The following is a 26,126-nucleotide window of genomic DNA, read 5'->3' as shown; positions in this document are numbered from 1 at the left end:
CTCCGCGCGAAATTGCCTCAACCATAGGCCGCCGCATCCCCCTGCGGATTCACAACGGCGGACTGGTACGACCGGACATCGACACCAAAAATGGCGGCCACTTCCTCATCGGGAAGCTGATCGGCAACGCCGACCTGCCCGCCGATTCGGGAAAGGTACTCCAGACTCTTGCGGACCACGGACAGGTCTCCGGTTTCCGAGAGAAGATAAATCACCTCGGGTGATTCATCACGAATCAGCGCCTCGATGGCCAGCTGATACCCGCCCAGCCCCTGGGAATCGTCCACCGGACGCAGATGATCCGGATGACCGCCAATACACAGATTGCACTGGCCTTTCCCCTTCGTGGATTCGCTCCCTGCAAGGGTGTGACGGAACCCCGTCAGGGCCTTGAAAAATCCGAACATCACCGTCTCCTTACAGTTCTATGCCCAGAACGTGACCGGCAATCTGTTTGCCGATCTCCTTTTTCAGCGCCTTCCCGGGCGTTTCAAAACCCAGCCCTTCGGCGCTCTCGGCCAGTTTGTCCACGCGCCGTTGTGCGAGAAATCTCTGGGTGGACCCGACCGGCAGCGATTCGGGGTCGGGCAGTTCACGGAGTTGCGCGAGGATCAGCGCAACCCGCTCCCGGTGCGCGGCGTCGCCGCGCTCCAGCTCTTCCTCGGCCCACTCCAGTAGTTCTTCGGCCAGACTCATAGCTGCACCCCTTGGGAATGCTGCTTCTCCTGTGCTTTAGCTGGAGCTCTTTGGGCCTCACGCGCCGGTACCGGGTTGAGCATCTTCGGATCCACGCCCAACGCCTGCTCGATGGCCTTGCCCTCCCGATGATCCGGGATCTTCTGAAGCGCGTCGTTGGCCCGCAGACGCCCTGGGTGCTCGTGAATCTGCTCCAGGGTGTCCTTCCCCTCCAGATCCTGGCCCTTGGCGAAGATGCGCACATCCACCTTGGAAGGCTGTGTCTCAGAGGGCTCCGACCGGGACAGCGAAACCAGCAGTGGAGCACCATCCGTAAACTGTGCCTCCGCCTGCAAGCCGCCGAGTTCTCCCGGGTGAAACTCCAGCGGCACCTTCTCGTACTCTCCGGGCTGGCCGCCGCGCCGCTGCAAGGTCCCCACCAGGTGCCCATCTTTCTCATAGGCGGACATGTTGTGCCAGGTGCCATCGCGATCCTTGATGCCCGCCTCCAGGGCCGGGAATTCGCCGCGCTCGTTCGCTACGGTTTTCGGCGTAATCCCTTGCTCCACCAGCCGCTCAGACAGACCAGCGGCAACCTCGGCGAAGTAGCTCTCCCGGGTGCTGGCGGCGATCTGGTTCAGGATCTTCCTGTCCTTCATACCGGCATCCAGCATCGGCTTTTGTGCCGCCTCCACCCGCTCCCTGGCCTTCTCGAAGTGCCCGGGAGTAGCCGGAACTTCCTGCCCGTCAGGGCCCTTCATGGTGGCCACATGATCCACGAAAGTCCGATCATCCCGCTCCGTCTGCTTGGCAAAGGCGCCAATGCTGATTTCGCCTCCGGCATGTTCCCGCGTCGCTGTGTCGAGCTTGGTGATCAGCCGCTGAGCAAACTCGGAGCCCATGTCCGCCGACAGGATGGTCCTGCCGGCTTCGTTCTCCAGCGTGACGCGCAGCTTCCTGAAGGTCTCCCCATTGGCCTGCGTTTCCGCGACCTGCACACCCACCAGATTGCCCTTTAGCAGCTGTTCGTACCGTGCCCCATGTTCCTTCAGAGCGTCGCGGACGATCGCCTTGTTCTCCGGGGAGTACCCCTTCTTCCATTCCGCGTCCCCAATCTGTTCCCGCGCGGCTTTCAGTGCTGCGTTGGTCTGTTCGTCATTGACCAGCACAAAAGCATCCGCCAGGTTGTTCCGTTGCATCATTCGAGTAGCCATCACTTTCTCCTTTTCGTCTCAGCAAAAGATGTCAAAAAACTTTCATACGCTCTATGTCCTAGAACTCCATGCCCTGCTGCTTCTGTCGCTCCTGCAGTCTGGCGGGGGACTTGTAGGCTTCCCGCGCCGGCAGGGGATCGAGCCTCTTCGGGTCCACGCCCAAAGCCTGTTCGATAACCTTGCCCTCCCGGTGGTCCGGGGTTTTCTGGAGCGCGTCGTTGGCCTTCAGATGCCCCGGGTACTCATGAATCCGCTGCCAGGCGAAGACTGCGGCGTCCCTCGACTGGGAAAAGACCTTCAGTTCCACACCACCATCCCGACCACGGGAAAGGCCAACCGCCAGGAGTTCCCCGGACTCGCGCTCAAACCTGGCCACCACCCCATAATTCACGTCAGGCTGAAAAACACCGGCTGGCATCGTCTCCACCAGACCCGTTTCCGCATCGCGCCGCTGCAAGGTCCCCACCAGACGGCCATCGTTTTCCTGCACGGAAAGGTGGTACCAGTCGCCGTCGCGGTCCTTGATGGCCGCAACCAGCGCGGCACCTGGGTCGCGGATAGCATCAGATGGATGCACCGCATGACCTTTTGGGGCGGGGGCGTTGTCGAGCCGTTGGGCCGGTTCTGGTGCTGCCACCGTCTGCTCGGGCGGCATCAGTGCGTCCAGCTTTTTGATAACATCCCGCGCGGCATATACGGCATTGCCCGTCCACTGCCGTTGCCAGGCGCCCTCGGAAGGCGCCCACCGAAAGCCGCTCGACTTCATGAGATTGCGGACCTCTTCGTCAGGCTTGTCCTCGAACCGGAACTGGATGCGGTTGATCTCCCTGTTCTCCCGAACCGTTCCCCAGGCATACGGTGTCTCACGGTCCTCCAGGGCCTGGGCCTTTTCCAGGATCTGAATACGATCTTCCAGCCGCCGGATGTTGGCGTTATTGTTGCTGAGGGAGTACGACGCAAAACCCACGGTCCCCATGACATCCGGGGTCAAAATGGCTTTTGCCCGGTCCGGCTGGAAACCCAGACGCTCCAGGGCCGCCTGCTGCGCCTCGGGGCCCTCCTTCTGATGTTTGCGGATGGCGGCGTTCGCCGCCTTCATGCGCTCCTGGGAAGACTTCAGATTCTCCACCCGTTCCCTGAGTTTTTTCACGGCATCCGGATCATCCGCGCTGATGGCGTAGTCGTTGACGCCCTTGGCGCGGCGTTCGTAATACGCTGCCTTCTCCAGCAGGTCGAAGCCTTTGCCAAAGTTCTGGTGGATACGCTCACGAAACTTTCGATCGCGTTTTTCGCTGTGGTGGCCAACCAGGATCGGCTGACCAAAAGGGATGGCGTCCGCCATGCGCCTGGCCTGCTCCATGCGGGCTTTCGCCCGCGCCCGGGTCTTTTCCGAAAGGGCAAGATACCGTTCCTTGCGCGCCTCGATTTTTTGCTCGTAGGCGTTCTTCCCGGGAGCTTCTGATGTTTTTTGCTCTTTCTGAAGATCGGCAGCCGGTTTCGGGGTAACCCCTTCCGGCGCAATCCCTTGCACAATGTCCGCCTTCTCCAGGGCGTTACGCACCATACCATCGGCGTCCATGGCCAAAACCCGCTTGGCAAAGGCCGTGAACCGCACGTCCTTGACGCGGGAATACTCGCCCCGGTCATTGACCAGATGGTACGTGGTTGCCGCACCCTCCTTGCCAGAAGCAATGCGATCCTGGCCGCCTGCGACTTTCAGCGTTACATACTCCTGTCCATTCACCACCTGGCCACCAACATCCACGCGCAGACCCTTCAGATCCGCCCAGGCGCTGACCACGCCATCCCGCAAGCCCCGAGCTTCCCGTTCCCGCTCCGCCAGCGCATTGCTTTCCCGCAGGGCCTGCGCCTTTTCAGGGCCGGCCCAGTCCAGCAACTGTGCGACCCGTTCTTTTTGGGTCTTGCCCAGTTTTACACCCGTAATGTGCGTAAATACCTCTTCCGATCCCGGGTTTTGGCTGTTGTGGCCAATCATTCCCAGCAGGGTTTTGAGATCCTTGTCCTGAATCGCCCCGACCACTTTTCCGATCATCGGGCTGTCCGGACTTGCCTCAATCCCGTGCTTCCAGTAGGTCGCCTGCGCGATTTCCCGGGGTTCGCGCAGGCTGCCGGACTCCAGCAGTGCCTTGCCATGCTCCCTGAGCCGTGCCTTGAAAGTGTCCCGGATTTCCCGGTCCAGATCGTGAAATCGCTCGCCAAGCCGTCTTGCCTGGTCATGGGCGGTTTGGACGGCGGGCAGATCGGAAATTTCTTCCAGAGAGAATGCCTGCGCCAGGCGCAATTCCGGGGCCGACGCTCCCCGGTTTTCTCCCTCCCGGAGGACCCCAAAGGTATCGTCCACGCCTGTGCGGAAATCCCGCATCATGTCGGAGAAGCCCCGAAAATCCGCCGGAGCCAGACGCTCGGAGCGCTCGCGGACTACCGTCACCAGTTTCTCTTCCCGCTGTGGCAACTGGGCGTAAAACGCCTGGTACTCCTGAAGCGCCTGTTCCTTCATCTGGGGGGCTTTCTTTGCCTCTGGAGCGAGAGCCCGGTCGAATCCCACGGCCTGCTCCAGAGCGATCTCGCGGAACTGTCCGTCTCGACCATAGACCCGTGCCTCCATACCCTGATCTGGCCCCGTCTCCGCCCGCAACTGATAGCGGATATCGCCGCCAGAGGTATCCAGGGCCGTGATGATCCGTCCTGAGAAGGGACTGGATGTCACGCCCGGTTCATGCGGTTCAAAACGCACGAGATCGCCGACCTGGGGTCGTTCCATGCGCTGCACCCCCGCATTCAGCTGAGTAGCAACGAGACCCGCCGTGGCCGGACTGAGGCCCACAGCCTCGCCATAAGCCACCGGGCTTTCCTGAAGCGCTCTGGCCCATTGCGCGGAACGCTGGGGATCGGTACGGCCTTGCCGCTCCACGAAGGCTTCGGCATTGGCGACGAGATCGCTCAGTCCGGCAAAGTCCGGGTGTTCGCCTTGCCGGACGCTGTTGCGGTTTTCAAGAAACGCAATCAGCTCCGAGTCCAGGGCGCGTTCCGGCAAGGCTGCCGCCTGCAGGGCCGCCGCCCGCTCCGGCTGCCCGCGTGCGGTTTCGACCGCCATGAGCACGGCGCGGCCCGCCCGATCGCGCGAATCGTCCATGCCCATGGTGCGTTGGTACGCATCGGTCTGCGGATCGATGGCGTCCAGATCCGGACCGGGGATGACAGCGCCCGGGATGTGTTCCACCAGGTCATTAGGCAGTACCGTGGGCGCGATGTGGTCCGCCCCGTCCAGGCCGGGGGTGCCGTTGGGCCACCGGTAGATGCGCCTCAGTCGCGTCGCTTCACCGGCCTGGGCGGCGTCAAACACCACGCCCTCAACCTCTTGCCTAATCTCATTCCTGTATCGGACGTAATCGCCACGGGAGAGGGCTGGTCGCTCCTGCTCCACCTGCAATTCCGGCGTCCGTTCGATCAGATAGTCGCTGATCCCCTGGGCATCTTTGATGGCCTGCATCAGGATCTGCTTGCGCTCTTTCTTCGGCAGGGCTTTGAGCCATGAAGCGAGGTAGGCTGCGGAATTACCCATCTCGCGGCCTTCTTCCAGGTCCTGGGATGCGGGATCAAAGCCGATCCCCAAACTCGCCGCGGTCATGGCCGCCGACATCTCCGCCCGCAACTCCTCAATGGCGTACTTCTCACTGCCGAAGGAGTTTTTCAGATCGCGGTTCAGTCGTCTCTCATGACCTGTGGCATGGGACAGTTCGTGCAGGAGGGTGGTGTCATGCCCCACAGCCTGCTCGAAAAATTCCACGGGAGGCATCTGCACCCGGTCTTCCGACGGACGATAAAACGCCCGGCCGCCGCCGTACCGCAATTCCACGCCCAGGTGCTCGGCCAGCTTTGGCAACCGCACATCCGGCTTGCCCTCCAGTTTCAGGTCCGGCTCCTGGCGCTCCAGAGGCGGGATGCCGTCCATCTGCGAGGCGTGAAACACGGTGTAATACCGGACACCCAGCCGGCGCTCCGTCGGCTCGGGATCTGTCACACCCTGTTTCTCCAATCGCTGGATTTCTTCCTCTGTGCGCTTGTGCTCGTATTCCTTCCAGACTTCCAGCGGCAAGCCGGAAGCACCCTGGCGCACCTGCCAGCCCTGCTCCTGGGCCTGTTTGTAGGTACACCAGCGAGGATCAGACGGGTCCGGCGAAAAAACCATCAGGTTTTCGTAATTCACCCCACGGTAGGGCTTTCCGGTCACCGCATTCACGGGCGCAAGGATCTCTCCAGCCTTCCAGGGGCGCTGCCATCGCGCCGTGCCCTGTTCGATCTGTTCAATCAGTCTGTCGGCAAGCTCAAGACGATGGTCTTTCTTTTCGGCGTTGTTCCCGGAACGGGACGGGGTGGGGACGGGCATCGTACTCTCCAGCGCAGTCAATCTTCGACTGGAGGGTATAGATCGGGCGATCGTGGTATAGCTTTATCGGGCCGAAAGCAGGGAAACAGCGGCCCATCATCGTCGTGATTTCTGCTAAAAGGCCGCTCATAAGCTATGTATGACGACTTTTTCGTTGAAACAGACGGTCAACAGCGAGAATGAGGACGATATCAAACAGAAAATCCGCGAGCGCATCCATCGGACACCGGTGACAGCGGTCCACCTGACTCCTGACAGTGCTGAGAGCAAGTGGGTCGAATGGGAGATCACCGAGAGTCTCAAACATGGCAAGAGCGTAGGTGTCCCTTTGGTTACCTGCCCGGCAAGACCATCCTGTTTCGGATGTTGCGATTATTCGTTTATTTCGATTATACTTCCTCCCATAATGCTGTTTTAAGCTCCCTGGAGGCTGCCATGACCACACGCTCTCCCACCCATTCGTTGCCGACGGCCGAAGAAGTTGCCATCGCCCGTGAGAGCGGCCGGGCGCTGTCCGCCTTCCTTCAGACCCGCGCGGAAACCCAGCAGATTGAGATATTCAACGACAAGGGCGCGTCTCATTCGGTCCGCGTCCCAGTGTCGGCGCTGCGCCTTCTCGTGGACGTACTGACCGAAATCGGTGAGGGCAACGCGGTCAGTATCATCCCGATCCACGCCGAACTGACAACACAAGACGCAGCGGACGTACTCAACGTCTCGCGACCGTTCCTCGTCCAGTTGCTGGAGCGCGGTGAGATCCCATTCCACAAGATCGGAACTCATCGTCGTGTCCGTTACCAGGACGTGATCGCGTACAAGGAGCGGATCGACGCTGAGCGCAGCAAGGCCCTTGATGCACTGGCCGAGCAAGCCCAGGCGCTCAAGATGGGGTACGAATGAATGAGTTCGAACTTCATCGTCGTCTACGACGCGTGCGTGCTCTACCCGGCACCGTTGCGCGACCTGCTGATGCGCCTGGCGCTGACCGATCTGTACCGGGCGCGTTGGACGGACATGATCCACGACGAGTGGACGCGTAACGTTCTGAAGCAGCGGCCAGATCTGAAGGCCGAAGACCTGGAGCGAACGCGGTTGTTGATGAATGACCATGTCCGCGACAGCCTGGTCACCGGCTTCGAGCATCTGATCCCGTCCGTCGAGTTGCCGGACGCCGATGACCGGCATGTGGTGGCTGCCGCTATTCACGGTGGTGCCAGCCTGATCGTGACGTTCAACCTGAAGGATTTTCCGCCGGAACGGCTCAAACCCTACAACCTGACCGCCCAGCATCCCGACGACTTCATCTTCGATCTACTGGATCTGCACGCAGCCCGAGTGTGCGAGGCGGCTGCCAACCATCGCCGATCGCTGAAGTACCCACCCAAGACAGTTGACGAGTACCTAGACACGCTGCTCAAGCAGGGACTGACACAGACCGTCGGCCAGTTGCGGGAGTGGAAGGTAGCGATCTGACGGACTCGGTTAACCTGCCTCATCCAGCACCATTTTTCCATGACGTCCCAAACTGGGGACTTACGGATTTTGCCTGGATGCCCGCAGGAGGCGTTACAGTGTTACGGCCCCACCTGAGATCTTCTGTACCGATCAAAAACGACTGGTTCTTCGAGGTTCCCGGTACGCCGGTGACGGTGGCGCCATGATACGTTTGATGCGGCTCAGTCGTACGGTAATTGAGTAGTATATCACAGATCCTCCAGTTTAGACATTCAGCCCGGCACTGCCGGGTTTTTATCTGCTATTTTTGCTACGAAAGTGCTTGACACGGTGATGGTGCCGTGCGGCCGACCCTTGTAAAAAAGGGTCGGCCAATGAGGAGCGTTTTAGGCTTCTCGGAATCACTGCCATGCCCTTTCATCGTCTCGTTGCCCTCCGCCTCTCGGAGTGGATTTCCTACTTTCTGACGGTCGTGCCGCCCCGCTCGCGGCGCAGTTTTGTTGAGCTGCTTTTTGCGGTTGTCTGATCTCGCCCGAAGGCTGGGTCACCCGCGCCCTCAGCCATATTTCACTGCGCTGCCATTGGACCACTTATTACAAACTCCTGGAGCGTGAATCCTTGCGGACACAGGCTTTGGCCATCGCTCAAGTCCGTTGGCTCCTGTCCGTTTTGCCGTTGCTGCCGATCGTCGAGATGATCATCGACGATACGCTGGTCCTGCGACACTCTACCAAGGCCCCAGGTGCGGCCATCCACTTCGATCACAGCCATAAGCACAACCGTCCCCGCTATGTTCTCGCTCAGAACTGGGTAGGCCTGGCGTTGACCTTGCGTAGCCGCTCCGGCAAAGCCCTTTCCTTTCCCATTCGCTTGCGCCTCGTGCCCCTTACCGGCAATACCCACAAGCCGAAAATCGCCGGGGCATTGCTGCGCGCCTTTATACCCCACATCCCCGTACCCATCCGGTTGCTCACCGATGCTTGGTTCATGCGCCGCCGCCTGCTCTTGCCCCTGCTGCGTCAGAGCGGCCTGCAGCCGGCAGGCCAGTTCATCGGCCAGGGGCGCCATGATACCGCACTGTATCGGCAACCCCCGCCCAAATCCGCCAAAGTACAACGGGGTCGGCCCCGGAAATATGGGGACAAACTGACCCCAGAAGCCATTGCCACACTCCCCACGGAGATCCTCAACCTGTTTGTCTATGGGAAATGGCAGAAGGTCCGTCTTCAATCCATCATCGCCAATGCACGATTCCTGAACGGCCATCCGGTCCGTGCCGTATGGAGTGCGATCTACGATGAAAGGCATCATCGGTGGTCTCCCACCCGCCTCTATCTCGCTTCCGAGACGGATCTCGCCGCCAGCGAAATCGTCGCCCTCTACAGTAACCGCTGGCAGATCGAACCCCTCTTCCACAATCTGAAACGCTGGTGGGGCATCCATAACCTCTGGCAGCAAAGGCGCGCTGTTCTCGAACGCTGGGTGCAAATTCGTTGCATCGCCTGGTCCATGGTGCAGATCCTCGCGGAAACGGTCGCGGAGGACTTCCCCATGACCACGGTAGCGCCTTGGCGTATCGCTACCCCCGTCACCGCAGGATTAATGGCCCAATGGCTGCATCTACAATGAACCGCCCCGGATTTTGAGGAGGCTCCTTTTTCCAAGAGAATGGAGCCATGATGAACAAAGCTAAAACACCCAAATATTCCCCTGAAGTTCGCGAACGCGCGGTGCGCATGGTGCAGGAACACCGCGGCGAGTATTCTTCGCCCTGGGCGGCGGTGGAGTCTATTGCTCCTAAGATCGGCTGTTCGCCCCATACCTTGCATGAATGGGTTAAACGGCATGAAGTCGATACCGGATTGCGCGACGGCGTCACCAGCGAAGAGTGTGAACGTATCAAGGCGCTGGAGCGTGAGGTCAAGGAATTGCGCCGTGCCAACGAAATCCTGAAGCTGGCAAGTGCGTTTTTTGCCCAGGCGGAGCTCGACCGCCGTCTGAAGTCATGAACACCTTTGTCGATACGCATCGTGATGTTTTTGGGGTCGAGCCGATCTGCCGTGTCTTGCAGATCGCCCCGTCGGGCTACCGGCTTCATGCCACACGCCAGCGCAATCCCGCGCTGCGTTGTGCGCGTGCGCAACGCGACGATGTATTGATACCCAAGATCGAACGCGTCTGGCAGGCCAATCTTCAGGTCTACGGCGCGGACAAGGTCTGGCGGCAGATGAAGCGCGAAGGCACCGAGGTCGCGCGCTGCACCGTCGAGCGCCTGATGAACCGCCTGGGATTGCGCGGCGCGGTGCGGGGTAAAAGCGTGCGCACGACGGTACCCGACTCCAAACAACCGTGCCCGCTGGATCGGGTGAACCGCCAGTTCAAGGCGGATCGGCCGAACCAGCTCTGGGTCTCGGATTTCACCTATGGTTCGACCTGGCAGGGCTGGCTGTATGTGGCCTTCGTGATCGACGTGTTCGCCCGGCGCATCGTTGGCTGGCGAGTGAGTCGAAGCATGACGACGGACTTCGTGCTGGACGCACTGGAGCAGGCGCTCTACGCCCGTCAGCCCGAATGCGATGGCAGCCTCGTGCATCACTCTGACCGGGGCTCGCAGTACGTCAGCATCCGCTACAGCGAGCGTCTCGCCGAAGCGGGTGTTGAACCCTCCGTGGGCAGCAAGGGCGACAGCTATGACAATGCCCTGGCCGAGACGATCAATGGGCTGTACAAGGCGGAACTGATTCACCGGCGCGGCCCGTGGAGGACGCGGGAAGCGGTGGAACTGGCGACCCTCGAATGGGTGGCGTGGTTTCAACCATGTCAGGCTGCTCGAACCTATCGGCTATATCCCTCCGGCAAAAGCTGAGGCAAACTACTATCGGCAACTCGCCGAACAGACCGAATTAACGGCCTGCACTTAAACCAAATGGCCTCCACGAAACCCGGGGCGGTTCAACAATTTCTGCGGGTTCCTCTTCTGGAAGGGCTTTGATCCGAAGTCCGGGAAATTCCAGTGCCCCACACCCGCCTTTTGGGCCGATACCGATGACCCACCCCGCAAAAAGGCCGCCTGACTCAGTTTTAACCCGAATTTATTGCGCCATATCGCCACCAAGAAGATCTGGCGAGGGGGTTGTATGTCTAAACTTCAGTCACAGATCTACCCAACCACCGGCCATCGGCCTATAGTGCTTTATACTGAGGCAGTTGGAGTAGACCTTACCGTACGAGCGGAAGGTTGACCCCCCAAAGCCAGTCCAATGAAAATTATGGGGGTGCCGTGAACCCAACCCATCCGCCATGCCATAAATGCCCCGGCTTGTGGTACTGCGACGCGCAAACAGTGAAGGTCGCGTCCAATATCCACTTCGGCGCTCGACGACGGTCTAGGGTGCATCGACCAACTGTGAATGCACCATATGGTCATCCGACCGCGGTCTCATCGCAGCCCGAATGCCCAATCAATCCACTAATGCCAGAAACGCGACCATCGTCGTTATGGGGCGATGTACCCGAAATCCGGTGAGTATGACGCCCCGCACGCGTTTTGGCATAGCCGCAGTCATCATTCTCATCCTTGTTGCAGTCGGGCTGCTGTTTTGGGGACCCATCCGGCAGGCTTTGTTCGGTCCGTCGGCTGGGCCCGCGCATGTCGTGGTTTCCGGCAACATCGAGGCCCATCAGAGCGTATTGAGCTTCACCGACGTCCAGGCGCCGATCGTCTATCTCCCCTTCGACGAAGGCAAGTACGTCAAGGCCGGCACTCCACTGGCCCGGGTAGATAACCGTCTCTATCGCCAGCAGGTGCAGATTGATCGTTCCAACCTAGAGGTGGCGAGCCGACAGGTTGCCGTAGACACCAGCAATCTCGCCGCCGCCCAAAACACGGTCGTGAGCGACCGCTTCGACCTTGCCGAGAAGCGGCGCGACCTTGCCCGCGACAAGGAACAACTTCCGCTGGGTGCCGTTTCCCGTCAGGCTTATGACCTTGCCTTCACCGCCGCGGCGCAAGCATCTGCCGCACTCGCCCGCGATCAGGCATTGGTCCGGGTGGCGCGTGACAACATTTCTCTTGCGCGCGCCAACCTCACCGCGGCCGACGCAAAAATGAAGCTCGACGAAGTGACCTTATCCTATACTACGTTGCGAGCGCCTTTCAGCGGTGTTCTGGCGGTACGCGAGGCTGAGCTGGGCGAGTTGGCCAGCCCCGGGGTAGCGATCTTCACCCTCGACGACCTCGACCATGTCTGGCTCCGTGCCTATGTGAATGAAACCAATCTGGGGCAGGTCCGCCTCGGTGAACCGGTCGACGTCACTACCGACACCTACCCCGGAAAGGTCTATCACGGCCGCATCGGCTTCATCGCATCGCAGGCCGAGTTCACCCCCAAAACGGTGGAAACCCACGCAGAACGGGTTACGCTCGTATACCGAATCCGCATTGACATCTACAACCCGACACATGAACTGCTCCCTGGAATGCCGGCGGATGCGACGATCGCGCTTTTGCCGGCGGGACGATGATGGCAGAGGTTAACGAAATTGCCGTCAGAGTGCACGGGCTCAGCAAGAGCTTCGGAGCGGTGCGAGCGGTGCGGGATATTGACCTGGCGGTCGCCCAGGGGGAAATTTTCGGGTTGGTCGGCCCGGATGGGGCGGGCAAGACCACCATCATGCGGATGCTGGCCGCCGTGCTGCGCCCCGACGCAGGCGAAATCCTTGTCGACGGCGTGGATGTCGTCGCCGAGGCCGAGCGCGCCAAATTGCATCTGAGCTACATGCCGCAGCGCTTTGGTCTCTATGAGGATCTCACCATTGCGGAGAACATCTTCTTTTATGGAGCCCTCTTCGGCGTGCCGCGCGGCGAGCGCATCGCGCGCAGCCAGGAGCTGCTGGAAGCTGCCGGACTCCTTCCTTTTCGGCACCGGCTGGCCGGCCAGCTTTCGGGCGGCATGAAGCAGAAACTCGGCCTCATCTGCGCCCTCATCCACACCCCCCGGGTGCTGCTGCTCGATGAGCCGACCACCGGGGTCGATCCCGTCTCCCGCCGTGATTTCTGGGCGATCCTCTACAACCTGCGTGAGGGCGGCGTGACCATCGTACTCTCCACCGCTTACATGGATGAAGCGGAGCGCTGCTCCCGCCTGGCTCTGCTCCACGGCGGAGAAATACGCCATTGCGACACTCCGCAACACCTGAAGGAGGCCATGCCGGGAGCTCTGCTCGCCATTGCCTCCGCTCACCCGCGCGACGTGCGCGGGGCCGTGTCTGGCAAACCCGGAGTACTCGGCGCCCTCCTCATGGGTGACCGCGTCCACGTGCGTGTCGACGACGCCGGGCGGCGTATCCCCGAACTACGCGCCGCCGTCGCCGACCAGGGCATCGCGGACGCCGTGATCACGCCCGCCGAACCCGGCATCGAGGATGTCTTCGTCGCTCTCCTCGGAGAGGAGAAGCCGCATGAGCCCTGATAACCCGGCAGTCTTGGCCGAGGGACTGACCAAACGATTCGCCAGTTTCACCGCCGTCGATCACCTCGATCTGCGGATCGAAAAGGGCGAGGTCGTCGGCTTTATCGGCCCCAACGGGGCAGGAAAGTCAACCACCATCCGCATGCTGTGCGGCCTGTTGCGCCCCAGCGAGGGCCGGGCATCGGTGGCTGGCTTCGATGTGGGACGGCAACCGGAGGAGGTGCGCGAACACATCGGTTACATGTCGCAAAAATTCTCGCTTTACGGTGACCTGACGGTTCGTGAAAACCTGCGGTTTTTTGCCGGCATTTATCGGGTGCCGCATCACGACCTTGGCGAACGGATGCGCTTCGCCATTTCCATGGCCGGACTGGAGGGGCGGGAGGATGTCTTGGTACGAACGCTTGCAGGAGGATGGAAACAGCGCCTGGCCCTCGGTTGCGCCATCCTTCACCGCCCACCTATCCTTTTCCTGGATGAGCCTACTTCCGGGGTCGAGCCCGAGGCCCGGCGGCGCTTCTGGGACCTCATCCACGAACTGGCGGCCGGGGGCGTCGCCATCCTGGTCTCCACCCATTACATGGAGGAGGCGGAATACTGCAATCGTATTGCCCTCATCGATGGGGGTAGGCTCGTTGCCATGGGTACCCCGAGCGAGTTACGTCAACGGAGTCTGGGCGGCGATCTCTTTGAGGTCGACTGCGTGCCATTGGGCGCCGCGCTCAAGGCGCTCGGCAGCGCACGGGGGGTGGTCGAAGCAGCCATCTTCGGCGACAAGCTCCATATCGTGCTCGGCCAAGGCGGCCTTTCGGCCGAGGAGCTTCCCCGGTTTCTTGCCGAACGGGAAATCCGGGTCGGGTCAGTCCGCCCCGCCACACCCTCCCTGGAAGACGTTTTCGTCAGACTGGTTTCCACCACGCGTGAAACAAGGGCCGCGTCGTGAATATTCAGCGCCTACTGGCCATGGCTTACAAGGAGACGCTGCAAGTCTGGCGGGATCCGCGCAGCCTGGCCGTCGCGCTGCTGATGCCGCTGATGCAAATGGGCCTGCTCGGCTACGGCGTGAGTCTCGACATCAAGCACGTGCCCCTGTGCGTCTACGACCAGGAGAACAGCCAGGCCAGCCGCGCGGTAGTCGACGATTTCACGGCTTCGAACTGGTTCACCATCAGCCATACCATCGCCTCCGAGGCCGGCATCCGCCGGGCAATGGACCGCGGTGAATGCGCCGCAGCGGTCGTCATCCCGGTGGACTTCTCCCGCACCCTCGCCGCGACCGGAAGTGCGCCGGTGCAAGCCATCTTCGACGCCACCGACGTCAATACCACCAACATAGCGATGGGCTATGCCCAGGGTGTGGTCGCCCAAGCCAATGCCACGATTGCTGCCCGATGGGCCGCCAGCCATGGCGTTCAGCCGTCGCTGGTCGGACAGGTCGATTTCGAACCCAGCGTCTGGTTCAATGAAACCCTGGAAAGCCGCAACTTCATCATCCCTGGGGTAGTCGCGGTGATCCTTGCGCTGGTCGGCGCCCAGCTCACCTCGCTGACCATCTCGCGCGAGTGGGAGCGGGGAACCATGGAGCAACTGATCTCAACCCCGGTCACTCCGCTCGAGGTCATGTTCGGCAAGCTTATACCGTACTTCGCCATCGGTTTGCTCGATGCGGCGTTCTGCCTGGCCGTCGCAGTCTTCTGGTTCCACGTCCCGTTCCGCGGAAGCATCGGCATACTGTTCGTGACGACCGCCCTCTTCGACCTTGTCGTGCTGGGGATCGGCTACCTCATCTCCGTGCGCATCCGCAACCAACTCGGGGCGAGCCAGGTCGCCCTTTTGCTGACCATGCTGCCTACCACCCTCCTGTCAGGCTACACCTTCCCCATCGACCAGATGCCGGCTGCGATCCAGGTCCTCACATATGCCGTCTATTCGCGATACTACGTTACCATTCTGCGCGCGATCTTCCTCAAGGGTAGCGGGCTGACCGATCTGTGGACGCCAGTCCTCGGCCTCGTCGCCTATGCCGCGATCATCATCTGGCTCGCCGCCAGAGCCTTCCGCAAGCATCTGTAGGCCATGTTCGAGCGTCTCTCGGTCATGCTGATGAAGGAGTTCCTGGAACTCCGGCGCGATCGCTGGGCGATGTTCCGCCTCATAGTCCCGATGATTCTCCAGATGCTTGTCTTCGGCTATGCCGCCACCTTCACCGTGCACCATGTCACCACCGCAGTGCTCGATCTCGATCAGAGCCAGGCCAGCCGCAGCCTGATCTCGCATTTCGCCGCCACCTCCCGCTTCGACATCGTCGACATGGCCACGAATCAGAGGGAAATCACCAGCGACATCGACCACGACAGGGCCGTGATCGCCATCGTCATTCACGCCGGCTTCAGCCGCGACCTGGAAAACGGGAAGAGCGCACCACTGCAAGTCATCGTGGATGGTACAAACTCGAACACGGCACTCATTGCACTCGGCTACATCGCCCAGATCGTCGCCAACTTCTCCACCGAGCAGGCGGCAAGCCGCGTCTTTCCTTCCCGGCCAGGCCCCGCTGCGGCTCCGGTCGTCGGTATTTCGCTGCAGATGCGCCCCTGGTTCAACGAAGGGCTCGACGAGCGCTGGTTCTTCATCCCCGGAGTGATCGGCACCCTGACACTGATGCAGGTGGTCAGCCTCACCGCGTTCGCCATCGTACGCGAGCGCGAGGTTGGCACGCTCGAACAGATTCTCGTCAGCCCAATCCGGCCCGTTGAGTTCATTCTCGGCAAGACCGTGCCATTTTTCCTCATTGGGCTCGGCGACATCGCGCTGGTCAGTTTCGTCGGCATCGCCTGGTTCCACGTGCCTTTCATCGGTGACCCATGGGTGATGCTGGTCGGGTCCGCACTGTTTTTGCTGGCGGTGGTGGGCATGGGTTTACTGATGTCAACTTTTTCGCGCACGCAGCAGCAAGCCTTCGCCCTCAATTTCTTTCTGCTCAATCCCTTTTTCATCCTTTCGGGATTCGCTTTTCCGATCGCCGCCATGCCAAAAGTCTTGCAATGGTTTACCATGATCAATCCGTTGCGTTATTTTTTGGTGATCATCCGGGCGGTTTTTCTCAAAGGGGTAGGCTTCGCGGTACTCTGGCCGGAACTCGGGGCCTTGGCATTGCTCGCGTTGATAATGTTGACGATAAGCGTGCTGCGTTTTCGTAAATCACTTGATTAGTACGGCATTTCAGCGCACTCCCACGCGAATGGTGGATTCCGCCTGCGCACCCGTCTCAAAGCATTGAGGCAGTTGACCACGTGAGACGTCGAAAGATACTTATGTTAACCGGCGTGCAAAACTGACCAGGTTATCGGGGTGATTGGCGTGCAAAATTGACCACCCCGGGTTTGTGCCATCATCCGGTCTTTGGCCGGAGGGACCTGGAGTGTTATGCATGGAAACCATCGTCAAGTTGCGTCGACGCCACCTGGTCAAGGGCGAGAGCATCAGCGCCATTGCCCGGGATTTCAGGCTTTCCCGCAATACTGTCAGGAAGTACCTCAAAGCCGAAACCGAACCCCGCTATCAACGCGAGCATCAGCCGATCCCGAAGTTGGGCGCATTCCAGAGAGCAAGCAAACCCATTGCTCCATCGCGCACGCTCAAGTTAGGCTGCGCACACCGCCTCATCTGGGAACAACCGCTGAAACTCCGGCAGCGAGCGTGGAAACGGCAAATCGCCTCGTTCGAGCACACCATCGGGGCCTGACCGAACGCGGTGATGGAAAGCGCCGCTGCGTGGAGTGGGACTTCATCAGTATCTGCGGGCCAGGCCAGTCGTAGTGGTTCATGGTATGCAGGGCGGCTTCGCTGAACCCCTTTATCTTCCGTCCTTTTTCTTCGACAAAGCGGTGGAAGATATATTATTGGCCAATGTTTGGTGCTGGCAATGCCGATGCTCAGTGACAATCACCGATTTCTCCGGAACCCTCTAGGACGGCAACCTAATCCTGAAGGGAAGATGCTCAAAGTGCCACGGGGAGGTGGCCCGAGTGATTGAAAGCTCCTGATCGGACTGATTGGGTGGGGGGCAAGGTGCATCAATGGATGGGATTCTGGCGCCGGAAAAGGGCAATGAACAGTTACATCGATGGCATAATATTGATGAATGGCTCAGCTTCTCACAATTTTGCTTCAATCCTAGTCCCTGCCACGGTTGTAAAAGTGAGGATTGGCTGGGAACGAGGGTTTTTGCCCCATGTGTCAGCAACTCATGTTGCTACGCAAAAAAGCGGTGCCACTGAACGAAGGCGGCACCACATCCACTCCGAGCCTTCATCATCTTGGTTATCATGGTCAGTCTGAAGCGGGTATTTCTCTTTCAGGAGTTCCGCAGTTGCTGCCTCAAACTTTTCTTTCAGAAGGTTGAACCGTTCCCGGAATTCGGGAGAGAGAGATAATACATTGGCGTTTATGCATTCTCCCGTGTTGGCATCATGTATCTCATAGCACGATATACACACATTTCGCCCACAACAGAAGGAAATATCCCTCACAAGAGCTTCCACATCTTCCTCAAGGCTCATGGTAGAAATAAAATTCCTGTCAGCTATTTTGTTCATGGCACTTCCCCTCCACAATGAAGGTGTCGGGCATTTCCCTTGTCTTCGGCGCTTTTAGTCAGGCGCGGCTGTTTCGATAAATAATAAGCAAATAATGTGCCATATGAAAATAACTGCAAGCTCCAGAGTGTTACATTATGCCCAGCGTGTGCACATGTTAAATAACTGTTACAAAAAACAAACATGATTCTGTTGCTTGTGTAATATCTATATATAAATCATGGTGGTAACTGTTCACCACCTAGTGTTTCATGGATCGTTTTGACGTAAAATGTCGCAAGCTATCAAGCCACAAGGATGATATGAATCAGCCTAACCTGAGCGCGATGGACCCCGCTGCCAAGGATGATCTGATCCGATTTCTTCTCGCGGAAAACACGGAACTGAAGTCACGGATGTGGACGCTAACCCAATATTGACCATTTAGACGCGCTTATGCGCGTTGAATTTTGACCAGGTAACCCACGACGTATCCTGCTTTTTTAAGAAGGAGGAATGAAGAGGTGATTACCATGGTCATGTATGCGAAGGTTCGTCGGATGTTCTTCCGGGAACATGTATCCATCAGCGAGATTGGGCGACGCACCAGTCTGTCGCGCAACACCATCAAGAAGTGGCTGCGGGCGCCAGACGGTACCAAGCCCACGTGTTGCAGAGCCCGCGCCATCGTCAAGCTGACGCCATTTGAGGCCCGGCTGAGATTGTGGCTGGAAGCCGACGCACACCGCCCAAGCGCGACCGACGTACCGCACTGATGATGTTTGAAGCCATCAAGAAGGAAGGCGTGCAGACGGTCCAGCTCGGCCAGCAGGTGCACGTCCTCGTCCGTGTAGCGCCGCGCAAACGGCTTGGCGGGTGCCCCGCGCCGGTCCTGGACCTGCCGGGTCTCACGGAACTGGCGGATATGCCGGACCACTTGCTGACGGGATAGCCCTGTCACCTGGCAGAGAAAGCGGGTGATAAGCCCTTTGTCGGCCTTGCGGCGCAGCTCGTAGTGGAAACGGCGCAGGGTGTCGGCGATACAGTCATAGGCTTCCTGGCAGCTAGACGCCTCAAAGGAGCTGGCCTGGGTGCCGTCGGCGAAGGCACGCAGTTGCTCCAGGGTGCTGAGTTTTTCGGTATGTAGAGTCACGATCATCTCCGGATGATCCCAGACTCCAGTCCGCTTTCAGACTCATCTCAGCGTGGAAACATGCTACCCCGTTCAGACTCTGTGTCGTTGGACAAGGCTAGTCAATGGCAAAGCGATAACGGCTTTGCTATCTTCCCAGCCAAATGGCCGAAAAATGGAGCCGCGCCCGGTGATCCTGGAAACACAGCAGTCCCAAGAGCAATTTTATTGTAGCCTGCTGGCCATGGTGCGCATCCTGCGGGATGGCCTGGAAAACGCCGTTGATACCGTATTCCAGCGCGTGGCCGAACGACTGGCTGCGGATCTGGATCTGCCCGTGGCGTGGGTCGGTCGCCTAGGGCCCGGGGCTACCTGGGTGCAGGTGATGGCCACTGCGGGCGCTGCGAGGGAGTACACGGAGGGCCTGCGCATCAGTAGCTTGGCAGACATCCCCGAAGGGCAGGGGCCGGGAGGGCGAGCCCTGCGTTCGGGCGGAGGAGTGATTGTTGGTGATGTGGTGAATGCGCTGGACTTCGCCCCATGGCGAGAGCGGGCCATCCGCTTCGCGCTCGGTGGCAATATGACGGCCGCCGCGACCGTGGGGGATGTCGGCCAGGTGATCATCGGGCTTTTTCATCACATCGGTGGTGCTTTCCCCGGGGCTACGGCACCCTTGATGACGGGTCTGGTCCAGGACTTGGCGGCCTTCCTCCGACAACAGGCCACAGCCAAGGATTATATTCGCCTCCAATCCTACCAGGCGGCGGCCATAGCCGCACAACAGGAGCTCCTCCGCCAGGGAAACCCCCTGTCAGCGGCGGATGTAAATTGATACAGGCCAGCGATTGAAAGTTGATACACCGGGTTGAGAAGATCGGCGTATTTGAGGCGCCGGTGATCACGAACGAGGTGTATATGGAAATCGAGGTATTAAGGAAACACGGTTTCAGCCTGCGGCGGATAGCGGCCGAGGTAGGATGTGCGGTAAATACGGTGCGCAGCCACTTGTCGAAGGGGCGGACACCGTACTACGAGCGGCAGAAGAAGCGGACCAGCAAGTTATCGTCTTATGAAGCGTACCTGCGGGAACGGCAGGCGGCAGCACATCCCCACTGGATACCGGCCACGGTGCTGCACCGGGAGATTGCCGCCCAGGGTTATGCTGGAGGGATGAGCCAACTGCGTCGTTTCCTGCGCGGGATCAAACCTGCGCTGCCCGACGATCCGGTGGTGCGTTTCGAGACGGCACCGGGTGAGCAGATGCAAGTGGACTGGGTAGAATTCCGCAAGGGGAATCAACCTCTCTATGGAGGCAATGGTGATCAAATGCCTTACCGCACCTCCACCAAATATCCGTGGCCGCCTGTGAACCGGAAGCTGGCCACGTAACTACCCACCGCACTGGACACGGTAATTTCCCACTCGGGCAGCGTTTTCTGCAGTTTCAGGTATCGAACCTGAAACTGCCTCCCTCCTATCTGGATCAACCTTGCGGTCGTCGAGCATGATCTCCCCGCGATCCTGGGATCGTTCGCTATCCATTGCCGGAACTACCGGCAATCAGCGATCCCGCTGACCGTAACGGTCCCGTGAGTAACGCCCGGGTTGGCCGCCACCGGCCCCGGAGCCTCCCGCATGGCCGCCATCATCACGGGATAGGGCCGGACAGGAATTGGTGGTGAACCGGCCTGCAGGTCCACCTTCACAGGACGCGCCGCGCCGGGGAACCCAAGTGCGGCGCAATCACGCTTGGCTGCGGCCAGAAAACGGCGCAGGGCGATTACCTCGGCGCGATCGTTCGCTGTGCGGATTTGTCCTGGTGACGCAGTGTATTCCAGTCCATCGAGGTGCAGCCGTTCTTGCAACGTGCCCAGAAGTGGTAATAAGGCGGATGGGTCTGCGCTCTCGGCGACCAGGGTTTCCTGTACGCGCCACGGGGCCGTTTTGTTCCCCGTGCGCACGGCCGCATATCCGTCGGCGTGCCGTTGCAAACGGTGTACCGACGAAACCTGTGCGTCCGCCCATGCCACCGTCCGGTTGACCTGGGCGGCAAGCGTCGAGGACCGGATCCGCTGGACTGCGCCGAAAGGCTGGCGCGCAGTTCGGTGTCAGGCACACGGTAGCCGGCTGTCGTAGTGAGGCGGATCTGCGCGCGCGGGATGGGGTTTACGCCGTGCACCGCCGCGCAGGTAGGCAAGGCGAGGATAGCAAAACCAACGGTTGCCACGATCTTGCGCACGGGAAACTTCTTTTAGCCGGTTGATTCCGGATGCTTTGATGATCTTACCACGCGTGCTCTCGTAATAATCGCCACTCTCAACCCCCTAAAACGGATTAACCGAAAAAAAGCAGTTACGGCCCGGCCAGAGCAGGAATCGCCCCCTCTGGTGGCCACGGGTGACCGGGTAATTTGGGCGACGATGTAGCGCACGAGGAGGTCCCATGGCTGGTGCCCCATGAGTGGCGTGGCGCACACGTCCATGATACGCCACTTGAGGAATCCAGCGGGAGTGATCCAGGCGGATCTCCGTGACCAGGCATCGGGATTTACGGGCTAACCAGGATGCTCCAGGCAGATCTGGCCGGACCGGATTGGAAATGCCCGTTCCCTGCGGGAACAGCACCACTCCGTGGCCCGCCTCCAGGGTGCGCAAAATCACCCGAAGCGCCATGGGTGATCGTTGGTCAAGGGCGACCATGCGCTGGTGGCCGTGGACCCGGCCATACCAAGTCAGCGCCCTTCGCCAGAAAGGGTGGCGAGCATAATCTGGATCGACGGCGAACAGGTAGCCGCAATGTCCACCCATCTGATGCAGGTAACGGGCAATGACAGGGCCGTCCAGCAACGACGTATGCGGACGGACAAGGATCAGGTGACCCGGCATGGCGATACTCCCGTGAAGGCTGATGGGAGGGTATAGATCATGCACAGGGCGGGTATCGGAGCATGCGGACAGTGAATCCTCCCGCGACTAAGCCAGGGCTGTAGTCGGGGCTTCGTGCTCTGCGCATGGCGAAAAATTCAGCACCCGCAAAGCATAGTTGGGACTGAGAACAAATTTGCCAAGAAGCGCACGACCTGGCGGAAGAAAATCTGAGCAGATGGTGCTACCCTAGGAGCAGCTTCAGATCGGACAAAAATTTCGATGAGCACTGAACATTTTCGGATTACCTACGATGGTCCAGCCTTGGATACGCACGAAATGGATGTGCGGGATCTGGCTCCCGCGCTGCTCTCTCTGGCAGACGCTTGTGATGCTGCCAGTCAGGCACTATTTGGCCCGAAGAGCAAAATGGTGGTAAACGTCAAGGCATCGTTCAAGACCGGCAGTTTTGGTGTAGACCTTACTTTGACATCCGGTGTGCTCCAGTCAACGATAGACTGGTTTGCCGGTAAGGACGGGCAAGGGCTGGCCAACGCGACAGCAGTACTCCTGGGGTTGGGGGCTTTTGGCGGTGGCGCCATCGCTGCTCTGAAATGGTTGCGCGGACGAAAAATTCACAGGATAGATATTCACGGGAACAAACGAATTCTCATCACGGAAGATGAGGATCAGCTTGAAATCGAAGAATATACTCTTATTTTGCTTCAGCACCGCGAATTTCGGGAAAAGCTCGAAAAAGCATTGGATCCCCTGAACTGTGATGGCATTGAGACTATAGCGTTAGGCCGGGATGAATCTGTCGATGTCACTGTTAGCAAAAAGGAGCGTGGATACTTTGTTACTCCACCAGCCACGGATGAGATTTTGTTCTCTGAAGAGCGAACACAGGCTTTCTCTATCGCTAATCTGGCGTTTCAAGAAGGCAACAAGTGGAGACTGTATGATGGGCAGGCGACCGTATTTGTGTCTATTGAGGATACAGAATTCCTTCTTCGAGTGAACTCCGATAAGGAATCTTTTGCAAAATCGGACGTTTTGATTTGCCGCGTCCGGGTCACGCAATGGCAAACAGATGCCGGGGTAAAAACGGACTATGCCGTATTAAAAGTTCTGGAACACAAAACTCATGCCACACAGCTAAAATTGCCCACGGTGTAGCCTGAGCATTCCTGGAAAATTACCATGAGCACTACCACCGACACCTACGTCCGCGCCCGCATTGACACCAACACCAAGGAGCGGGCCGCCAGCGCGCTTGAAGCAATGGGGCTGTCGGTTTCCGACGCCATCCGTCTGCTGATGCTGCGCATCGCCGACGAACAACGCATGCCTTTCCACGTGAAGGTGCCCAACGCCACCACCAAGAAGGCCATTGCCGAGCTGGAAGCGGGCAAAGGCAAGAAGTTCACTAGCGTGGACGATCTGATGGCGGATTTGCATGCGGACGATTGACCGTTCCTCCGCGTTCAAACGCGACTACAAGCGCGAGGCCAAGGGCCAACACCGGGCCACGCTCGATGACACGCTCAGGCCGGTATTGGTGGCACTGGCGACTGATCAGCCCCTCGATGCATGACGAGCGTAGGTACTTCTACTTGGAACTTTGACTCGAAGAACCGTGCTAGATCATCAACCGCGTATTGAGCAGGCGCTCGCCGTTTACACCCGCAATTTCCACGGACATCTTTTGTAGTTGGTTGCGCTCGACTGAGAACCAGTCGGCACCAGAAAATAGGTATTTGCGATCGCGCATGATTCGAAGCTGTGTGAGTTATAACGCCAAACTTGAATGTGGTCAGCCAAATTGATGGTTCTCTGGTCAAGTTACATGAGGGGCAAACGGCGGCATAAAAAGGCCATGCAGCCCAATTTTGTGAACGGGGCGGCATGGCTCGGAGAGAGCGATTTCTCAGATCAGAACGGCGGATCGTTGACGATAGGGGGCGGCTGTCACGGATCGGCAATATGGCGCCACACCGTAGTCGGCGTAATGGCGCCATATTGCCGACCCGTGACATTGCTTGCCGGCAAAGATGGCGCGGACGCCGCTAAGGAAATTGCCGACAATGTTGTGGGATCGGACACCCGGCCATACACGGGGCCAATCACACGAACGATCTGTCTACTGGGACAGCCGTTGATGTCCGGTATAATGACTTTTGACCCATGGTCCACCTATGCTTCCGCATCCTGAACGTGTGGGTTACATCGTTGCCGCAATTTGGGGCGGGCCTTGAAAGTGACCACGCGACACGCAGTAATTTCACATGGCACGCCAGTTCCGGGGTTGCGCCCCGGTCTTGAGAAAAAACTGGCAACCAATTCCGCGCATCCCTTATGGCTGAAACCGAAGGTATCCACCAGGTAATCCATCAATTCCTGTCTGGTAACCGTCATAGTCGGACCTATCCGTTCTTGGGCCGCCGTCCACGCTTACCCTTACCATGCTCTGCCAGCAAAGCTTCACCACGCACCGAGAGGTCGGCTGCATCAGCGGAATCTGCCAGCACCTTCTCAATGGCCGCTATGTAATGCCGGAAATCCCAATCTGGTGCGAGAGTCGATGCAGCGCGCGCAAAGCGTTTTTCTTGTTCCAGATTTTTCTTGCGGCTGGACGGGGATTGCATCAGTTTTTTCTTTTCTTCCTCAATCTTGGCAAGCGCGGCACGCTGACGGTCCAGAATTTCGGCTTGCTGCTTTTCCAAATCCGCCAGACGTTGCTCGGCAGTACGACGAACATACTTTTTGGTTGCTTCCATGATGAGATCCTTTAGCTATTCACTTTATCCGCAAATTCTTTCCCCGCCTTGAACTTGATGCTCTTCTTCGCGGGAATGTCGATTTCCTGGCCTGTCGCCGGATTACGACCCTTACGGGCTGGCTTTTCTGCAACCTCAAACGTGCAGAAACCCGGAAAGACGATCTTCCCGGCTGTCGGCAACTCTGTTTCCAGCGTATGCCGGAAGACCTGAAACATTTTTTCGGCGTCGACCTTGGACATGGCCCCATGTTGCGCCAGGGCAGCGACGAATTCTAATTTATTCATGATTGACCTCAACAAAAGGAAAGGGTGCGCCTTACTTTAAGGAATGCCATTCCAATCCGCAAGCGGCTACTGAGGGGTTTTATGGCGTAGACGCCGAGAATACGGAAAAATCTGATTAGATTTCGCGCGCAACAGAGCACTTGCGCTGAATGTCACCACTCGACGGGCTTTGATTTCGTATGGTTGTCCGGTTTTGGGATTGCGGCCAGGGCGCGACGATTTAGCCCGCACGGTAAATCTACCGAATCCCGATAACTTGAGTTCCGACTCTGTGATGATAGCGGCACGCATGTGTTCAAAGAAGGCATCCACAAATTGCTCGGCTTGCGGATGGGTCCAACCGCCCACTTCCCACAAATGATTTGCCACATCTTTCTTGGTAATAGTCATGGTTCCTTCAGTAGCTTTTTTAGGGCACGTTGCGCCGATGTCAATTCTTTGATCAGAAATTCATGCCCTTCTGAACGGGACAGGCATTCATCCTGGGCTTCCTGATAGGCCCCCTGAAAATCTCTGAACATGGCTTTGCGCTTGTCCTTGCCGGTCTGGATGAACGATTCGTCGTAGTGCGCCATGATATCCAGGGCAAAGGCACTGACAACAATGATGGCCGCGTTGGTGGCGTACTCCGCCATCAGGTCAGGACCGTAGCTGTCTATGGTCATGATGAAATCGTCCGACGGCAGCATCTCATCGAGCTTGTGCATCACTTTGTGGGCCTGTTCGCCTCGCCGGGCCAGACTGTCCACATCTTCCTGGGGAAATTCCGCTGGATGACGCATGGCGTAATCAATGAGCACGTTGGCCGCGTCCGTCAGCGCATTGAGGCCGTCGATAGTGCGCAGCAGGTGGGTCGTTGGCAGGTCATCGGCAGGGCGTTCCGCCGTGGGGGTAAGATACAGGCCACCAGCCTGAATAACCGCCATGAGTACATCCACAGGCTCGTTATGTATATCCGGCAGATGAAATGCGGGGTAGCCGCCTGCAAGGCCGCGTTCCTTGCGATTGGCTTTTGCAGATTTGCCGATGCGTTCTTTGGGAAATGGGTGAACATTAGTCATGGCTGCAATTTAGCATGTTGGCGGGGACTCGCAAATCTTACAGACAGCCCCTTGGCGGGGTGTGTGGCCTTCCACCGGGGCAGACGGAAATACGCAGCAAAGAGGAATGCATAGCTTCCCGCAGGGTTCATCTGGGAACTGCGTGTCCCAGACGCTTTCCACCTGTATCTGTCAGAATGGCTTCGTCATCCTAAGCTGGTCA

The 26,126-nt window shown here is 58.9% G+C and carries 26 protein-coding genes, 4 pseudogenes and 1 other annotated feature; of the genes and pseudogenes, 16 read left to right on the top strand and 14 right to left on the bottom strand.

Annotated features, from left to right (window positions below; genetic code table 11):
• Positions 1 to 17: 17 nt before the first annotated feature.
• From AFE_RS07515 to AFE_RS07500, 4 genes are read right to left on the bottom strand one after another with little or no spacing between them, the layout of a single operon-like run.
• Entirely contained in the window at positions 18 to 407 is a 390-nt protein-coding gene (locus tag AFE_RS07515) for a hypothetical protein (protein ID WP_012607135.1), read from the bottom strand.
• A 10-nt stretch (positions 408 to 417) separates the two neighbouring features.
• The gene (locus AFE_RS07510) at positions 418 to 696 is read right to left on the bottom strand and encodes a hypothetical protein (protein WP_012607134.1); all 279 of its coding nucleotides are present in this window, start codon (positions 694 to 696) and stop codon (positions 418 to 420) included.
• On the bottom strand, positions 693 to 1,889 hold the full coding sequence (locus AFE_RS07505; RefSeq protein ID WP_012607133.1) for a hypothetical protein: 1,197 nt from the start codon (positions 1,887 to 1,889) through the stop codon (positions 693 to 695). Before AFE_RS07505 ends, AFE_RS07510 begins: the two co-directional genes overlap by 4 nt.
• A 58-nt stretch (positions 1,890 to 1,947) precedes the next feature.
• The gene (locus AFE_RS07500) at positions 1,948 to 6,297 is read right to left on the bottom strand and encodes a DUF3560 domain-containing protein (RefSeq protein ID WP_012607132.1); all 4,350 of its coding nucleotides are present in this window, start codon (positions 6,295 to 6,297) and stop codon (positions 1,948 to 1,950) included.
• A gap of 139 nt (positions 6,298 to 6,436) precedes the next feature.
• Between AFE_RS07500 and AFE_RS17085 the strand changes: the two genes are divergently transcribed.
• The 11 genes and pseudogenes from AFE_RS17085 to AFE_RS17080 all read left to right on the top strand — a co-directional run.
• The gene (locus AFE_RS17085) at positions 6,437 to 6,715 is read left to right on the top strand and encodes a TIR domain-containing protein (protein ID WP_009566507.1); all 279 of its coding nucleotides are present in this window, start codon (positions 6,437 to 6,439) and stop codon (positions 6,713 to 6,715) included.
• 17 nt (positions 6,716 to 6,732) lie between these two features.
• Positions 6,733 to 7,197 carry a helix-turn-helix domain-containing protein gene (locus AFE_RS07495; protein ID WP_009566508.1) on the top strand — a complete coding sequence of 155 codons (465 nt, stop codon included), beginning with the start codon at positions 6,733 to 6,735 and terminating at the stop codon, positions 7,195 to 7,197.
• On the top strand, positions 7,198 to 7,770 hold the full coding sequence (locus tag AFE_RS07490) for a PIN domain-containing protein (RefSeq protein ID WP_009566509.1): 573 nt from the start codon (positions 7,198 to 7,200) through the stop codon (positions 7,768 to 7,770).
• A gap of 391 nt (positions 7,771 to 8,161) precedes the next feature.
• A pseudogene (locus AFE_RS16760) lies at positions 8,162 to 9,375 on the top strand (IS701 family transposase); the annotation flags it as partial.
• A 56-nt stretch (positions 9,376 to 9,431) separates the two neighbouring features.
• Positions 9,432 to 10,673, top strand: a pseudogene (locus AFE_RS07475) (IS3 family transposase).
• Positions 9,716 to 9,832: a sequence feature (AL1L pseudoknot), on the top strand. Its footprint overlaps the pseudogene before it by 117 nt.
• 607 nt (positions 10,674 to 11,280) lie before the next feature.
• Positions 11,281 to 12,276, top strand: a complete 996-nt coding sequence (locus AFE_RS07470) for an HlyD family secretion protein (RefSeq protein ID WP_012607128.1) — start codon at positions 11,281 to 11,283, stop codon at positions 12,274 to 12,276.
• A complete protein-coding gene (locus tag AFE_RS07465) occupies positions 12,273 to 13,223 on the top strand; it encodes an ABC transporter ATP-binding protein (RefSeq protein ID WP_009561830.1) in 951 nt (316 codons plus the stop codon). Before AFE_RS07470 ends, AFE_RS07465 begins: the two co-directional genes overlap by 4 nt.
• Positions 13,213 to 14,166 carry an ABC transporter ATP-binding protein gene (locus tag AFE_RS07460; RefSeq protein ID WP_041645828.1) on the top strand — a complete coding sequence of 318 codons (954 nt, stop codon included), beginning with the start codon at positions 13,213 to 13,215 and terminating at the stop codon, positions 14,164 to 14,166. The genes AFE_RS07465 and AFE_RS07460 overlap by 11 nt, the downstream gene beginning before the upstream one ends.
• Positions 14,163 to 15,296 (top strand): ABC transporter permease, encoded by a 1,134-nt coding sequence (locus tag AFE_RS07455; RefSeq protein ID WP_012607125.1) that lies wholly within the window; start codon positions 14,163 to 14,165, stop codon positions 15,294 to 15,296. The genes AFE_RS07460 and AFE_RS07455 overlap by 4 nt, the downstream gene beginning before the upstream one ends.
• 3 nt (positions 15,297 to 15,299) lie before the next feature.
• Positions 15,300 to 16,436, top strand: a complete 1,137-nt coding sequence (locus tag AFE_RS07450) for an ABC transporter permease (protein ID WP_009562152.1) — start codon at positions 15,300 to 15,302, stop codon at positions 16,434 to 16,436.
• Positions 16,437 to 16,653: 217 nt separating this feature from the next.
• Positions 16,654 to 16,821: pseudogene (locus tag AFE_RS17080) on the top strand (helix-turn-helix domain-containing protein); the annotation flags it as partial.
• Between the two features lie 649 nt (positions 16,822 to 17,470).
• Here AFE_RS17080 and AFE_RS07440 read toward each other — a convergent pair.
• The gene (locus AFE_RS07440) at positions 17,471 to 17,821 is read right to left on the bottom strand and encodes a hypothetical protein (protein WP_041645825.1); all 351 of its coding nucleotides are present in this window, start codon (positions 17,819 to 17,821) and stop codon (positions 17,471 to 17,473) included.
• A 433-nt stretch (positions 17,822 to 18,254) separates the two neighbouring features.
• The gene (locus AFE_RS07435) at positions 18,255 to 18,953 is read right to left on the bottom strand and encodes a hypothetical protein (protein WP_146778652.1); all 699 of its coding nucleotides are present in this window, start codon (positions 18,951 to 18,953) and stop codon (positions 18,255 to 18,257) included.
• Positions 18,954 to 19,122: 169 nt separating this feature from the next.
• On the opposite strand from AFE_RS07435, the gene AFE_RS07430 reads away from it, so the two are divergent.
• The gene (locus tag AFE_RS07430; protein ID WP_041645821.1) at positions 19,123 to 19,764 is read left to right on the top strand and encodes a hypothetical protein; all 642 of its coding nucleotides are present in this window, start codon (positions 19,123 to 19,125) and stop codon (positions 19,762 to 19,764) included.
• 62 nt (positions 19,765 to 19,826) lie between these two features.
• Positions 19,827 to 20,240 (top strand): annotated as a pseudogene (locus AFE_RS07425) (IS21 family transposase); the annotation flags it as partial.
• Between the two features lie 242 nt (positions 20,241 to 20,482).
• On the opposite strand, the gene AFE_RS07420 reads toward AFE_RS07425, so the two are convergent.
• Together AFE_RS07420 and AFE_RS07415 are read right to left on the bottom strand one after the other, a co-directional pair.
• Positions 20,483 to 21,001, bottom strand: a complete 519-nt coding sequence (locus AFE_RS07420; RefSeq protein ID WP_330217291.1) for an SIMPL domain-containing protein — start codon at positions 20,999 to 21,001, stop codon at positions 20,483 to 20,485.
• A 255-nt stretch (positions 21,002 to 21,256) separates the two neighbouring features.
• On the bottom strand, positions 21,257 to 21,817 hold the full coding sequence (locus AFE_RS07415) for a 1-acyl-sn-glycerol-3-phosphate acyltransferase (protein WP_012607116.1): 561 nt from the start codon (positions 21,815 to 21,817) through the stop codon (positions 21,257 to 21,259).
• Positions 21,818 to 22,078: 261 nt separating this feature from the next.
• Here AFE_RS07415 and AFE_RS07410 point away from each other — a divergent pair, with 261 nt between their 5' ends.
• The 3 genes from AFE_RS07410 to AFE_RS07400 are packed head-to-tail and all read left to right on the top strand — an operon-like array spanning position 22,079 to position 23,393.
• A complete protein-coding gene (locus AFE_RS07410) occupies positions 22,079 to 22,975 on the top strand; it encodes a hypothetical protein (protein ID WP_009560830.1) in 897 nt (298 codons plus the stop codon).
• A gap of 24 nt (positions 22,976 to 22,999) precedes the next feature.
• Complete coding sequence (locus tag AFE_RS07405) at positions 23,000 to 23,269, top strand: type II toxin-antitoxin system RelB/DinJ family antitoxin (protein ID WP_012536625.1); 270 nt, start codon at positions 23,000 to 23,002, stop codon at positions 23,267 to 23,269.
• The gene (locus tag AFE_RS07400) at positions 23,256 to 23,393 is read left to right on the top strand and encodes a type II toxin-antitoxin system RelE/ParE family toxin (protein WP_318253106.1); all 138 of its coding nucleotides are present in this window, start codon (positions 23,256 to 23,258) and stop codon (positions 23,391 to 23,393) included. Before AFE_RS07405 ends, AFE_RS07400 begins: the two co-directional genes overlap by 14 nt.
• Positions 23,394 to 23,438: 45 nt before the next feature.
• Here the strand turns inward: AFE_RS07400 and AFE_RS16925 are convergent, their stop codons facing one another.
• The 6 genes from AFE_RS16925 to AFE_RS07380 form a co-directional block, all read right to left on the bottom strand.
• Complete coding sequence (locus AFE_RS16925) at positions 23,439 to 23,570, bottom strand: hypothetical protein (RefSeq protein ID WP_012607115.1); 132 nt, start codon at positions 23,568 to 23,570, stop codon at positions 23,439 to 23,441.
• Positions 23,571 to 23,992: 422 nt separating this feature from the next.
• The gene (locus tag AFE_RS15635; protein ID WP_329394548.1) at positions 23,993 to 24,190 is read right to left on the bottom strand and encodes an HU family DNA-binding protein; all 198 of its coding nucleotides are present in this window, start codon (positions 24,188 to 24,190) and stop codon (positions 23,993 to 23,995) included.
• Between the two features lie 32 nt (positions 24,191 to 24,222).
• The gene (locus AFE_RS07395; protein ID WP_009560827.1) at positions 24,223 to 24,576 is read right to left on the bottom strand and encodes a hypothetical protein; all 354 of its coding nucleotides are present in this window, start codon (positions 24,574 to 24,576) and stop codon (positions 24,223 to 24,225) included.
• An 11-nt stretch (positions 24,577 to 24,587) separates the two neighbouring features.
• Entirely contained in the window at positions 24,588 to 24,863 is a 276-nt protein-coding gene (locus AFE_RS07390; RefSeq protein WP_012536624.1) for an HU family DNA-binding protein, read from the bottom strand.
• Positions 24,864 to 24,929: 66 nt separating this feature from the next.
• On the bottom strand, positions 24,930 to 25,253 hold the full coding sequence (locus AFE_RS07385) for an integration host factor subunit alpha (protein ID WP_012607113.1): 324 nt from the start codon (positions 25,251 to 25,253) through the stop codon (positions 24,930 to 24,932).
• Entirely contained in the window at positions 25,250 to 25,924 is a 675-nt protein-coding gene (locus AFE_RS07380; RefSeq protein WP_012607112.1) for a hypothetical protein, read from the bottom strand. The genes AFE_RS07385 and AFE_RS07380 overlap by 4 nt, the downstream gene beginning before the upstream one ends.
• Positions 25,925 to 26,126 lie beyond the last annotated feature (202 nt).

The sequence above is a fragment of the Acidithiobacillus ferrooxidans ATCC 23270 genome (assembly GCF_000021485.1).
GTDB classification, from domain to species: domain Bacteria; phylum Pseudomonadota; class Gammaproteobacteria; order Acidithiobacillales; family Acidithiobacillaceae; genus Acidithiobacillus; species Acidithiobacillus ferrooxidans.
Note: the sequence above shows the minus strand (reverse complement) of the source record. Positions and strands in the feature narration are given on the sequence as shown.